Source organism: Nocardioides sp. (assembly GCF_034670285.1).
GTDB lineage: Bacteria > Actinomycetota > Actinomycetes > Propionibacteriales > Nocardioidaceae > Nocardioides.
The window spans coordinates 1-2277 of sequence record NZ_JAXMNS010000508.1 but is presented as its reverse complement, the minus strand read 5'-3'; the positions used below and the strand labels follow the sequence as shown (position 1 = coordinate 2277).

At 72.9% G+C, this 2277-nt stretch carries 3 protein-coding genes; all 3 read left to right on the top strand.

The features are described 5' to 3' along the window. The first annotated feature begins 145 nt into the window (after positions 1 to 145). Genes VOI19_RS18355 through VOI19_RS18345 form a run of 3 tightly spaced genes read left to right on the top strand, consistent with a single transcriptional unit; the run spans position 146 to position 2147 of the window. Positions 146 to 559: a TOBE domain-containing protein gene (locus VOI19_RS18355; protein ID WP_416366406.1), complete on the top strand. Its 414-nt coding sequence runs from the start codon at positions 146 to 148 to the stop codon at positions 557 to 559. Beyond that, positions 556 to 1314: a molybdate ABC transporter substrate-binding protein gene (modA, locus tag VOI19_RS18350; protein ID WP_323794383.1), complete on the top strand. Its 759-nt coding sequence runs from the start codon at positions 556 to 558 to the stop codon at positions 1312 to 1314. The genes VOI19_RS18355 and modA overlap by 4 nt, the downstream gene beginning before the upstream one ends. Before the next feature lie 20 nt (positions 1315 to 1334). Further along, positions 1335 to 2147 carry an ABC transporter permease gene (locus tag VOI19_RS18345; protein ID WP_323794382.1) on the top strand — a complete coding sequence of 271 codons (813 nt, stop codon included), beginning with the start codon at positions 1335 to 1337 and terminating at the stop codon, positions 2145 to 2147. Positions 2148 to 2277: the final 130 nt, after the last annotated feature.

Genomic DNA, 2277 nt, shown 5'->3' with positions numbered 1-2277 from the left:
CATGGGGACCTCCGGAGAGGGAGCGGGAGTGACGCGCAGCACACGGCGCGCAATGTCAGCACTGTAGGGCGCAGCTCCGACTGCCACCTCAGTTGTTCGCCGAGTCGGCGCGAACTCGCGCCGACTCGGCATCGGATTTCCGCAGATGCGGCATACTTCGAGCGTGACGACGTACCGAATTGCGGAAGCAGCCGGGGTGCTGGGGGTCAGTGACGACACCTTGCGCCGGTGGGTCGACTCCGCCCGCGTGCCGGTGCGTCGCGGTGACGGTCCGACCGAGATCGACGGCGCCGACCTGGCCGCGCTCGCGCAGTCGCTGGCCGACGAGCCCGACCGGCACGGCACGCGCGCCGCCGCCGTCAGCGCCCGCAACCGGCTCGCCGGCATCGTGGTGGGCGTCAAGAAGGACACCGTGATGGCGCAGGTCGACATGATCTGCGGGCCCTACCGCCTCGTCTCGCTGCTCAGCACCGAGGCGGTCGACGAGCTCGGCCTCGAGCCCGGCTCGCGCATCGTCGCCTCGGTGAAGTCGACCAACGTGGTGGTGGAGACCCCGTGAGGCGACTCGCGTCGGCGCTCACCTGCGGGGTCCTGCTCGCGGGGCCGGTTGCCTGCGGCGACGACGCGGGTACGGCGAGCAGCGGCGCCGAGGTCACGGTGCTGGCGGCAGCGTCCTTGACCGGGCCGTTCACGGCGCTGGCCGCTGAGTTCGAGGCCGCCCATGCCGGCGTGAGCGTGCGGCTGGCCTTCGACTCCTCAGCGACCCTGGCCGCCCAGGCCGTCCAAGGAGCGCCCGCCGACGTGCTCGCCACCGCAGACGCAGCCACCATGCAGGTCGCCGTCGACGGGGGTGCCGTCGACGGGGCCACGACCTTCGCCACCAACACGATGACGCTCGTCGTGCCGGCCGACAACCCGGCGGGACTGACCTCCTTCGCCGACCTCGACGCCCCGGGCGTCGACTACGTGGCGTGCGTCGAGACCGCGCCGTGCGGTGCGGTCGGCGCAGCCCTGCTCGCCACCAACGAGATCGCCGCCACCCCCGCGAGCCTCGAGACCGACGTGAAGGCCGTGCTCGCGAAGGTCGCCTCCGACGAGGCCGATGCCGGGCTCGTCTACATCACCGACGCCACTGCAGCAGGCGACTCGGTGGCGAGGATCGACGTCCCCGGCGCCGACGTCGAGGTGCTCGACTACCCGATCGGCGTCCTCGAGCAGGCCGCGGACGCCGACCTCGCCCACGAGTTCGTCGACCTGGTCCTCTCCGCAGAGGGGCGCGCAATCCTCGAGCGCGCCGGTTTCGGTACACCGTGACAGCGACAGCGACAGCGACAGTGAGAGGCACGAACACGCCGGCGCGCGCAGCCCTGGGGCGGCCACCGGCGCTGCTGGTCGTTCCCGCGGTCCTGGCGGCGACGTTCTTGATCGTCCCGCTGGTCGCCCTGGTGGTCGACACGCCCTGGGGCAACCTCTGGTCGTTGCTCCGGACGACCGAGGTGCGCGAGGCGCTGCGCCTCAGCGCGCTCACCTCGGCCCTGACGGTCGTGATCTGTGTGCTCGTCGGTACGCCGTTGGCGTGGCTGCTGGCCCGGGTCGACTTCCCCGGCCGGGCCCTCGTGCGCGCGCTGGTCGTCGTACCGCTCGTGCTGCCGCCGGTCGTCGCGGGCGTGGCACTGGCCTCCGCGCTGGGGCGCAACGGCCTGATCGGTGGCCCCCTGCGCGACCTCACCGGCACCACGATCCCGTTCACCACCGCGGCCGTCGTGATCTCGCACGCGTTCGTCGCGCTGCCCTTCTTCGTGCTGGCCGTCGAGGGGGCTTTCCGCTCGACCGGTGCCGGCCTCGACGCCGTCGCGGCGACCCTCGGCGCCGGACGCTGGACGACGTTCCGCCGGGTCACCCTCCCGCTGGCGCTGCCCGGGCTGCTGGCCGGCTGCGCGCTGGCCTGGGCGCGCTCGCTGGGGGTGTTCGGCGCCACGATCACCTTCGCCGGCAACTTCCCCGGCACGACCCAGACCATGCCGTCGCTCATCTACACCGAGCTGCAGGGCGACGTCGAGGTCGCGCGCACGCTCAGCCTGATCCTGCTGCTGGTCTCGGTGCTCGTGCTCGGTGCGCTGCGCGAGCGCTGGCTGAGGGTGCCGTGAACGCCGCGTCTGCAGCGCAGGCCGGGCTGCGCGTCGAGGTCGACCTCCCGGGTCGCCTGACCGCAGCCTTCGAGGCCGCGCCGGGCGAGGTCGTGGCGGTGCTCGGCCCCAACGGAGCGGGCAAGTCGAC

What these genes read in the sequence shown, in the direction of transcription:
- VOI19_RS18355 (WP_416366406.1), top strand. Translation starts at nt 146, where the DNA reads ATGCGGCATACTTCGAGCGTGACGACGTACCGAATTGCGGAAGCAGCC.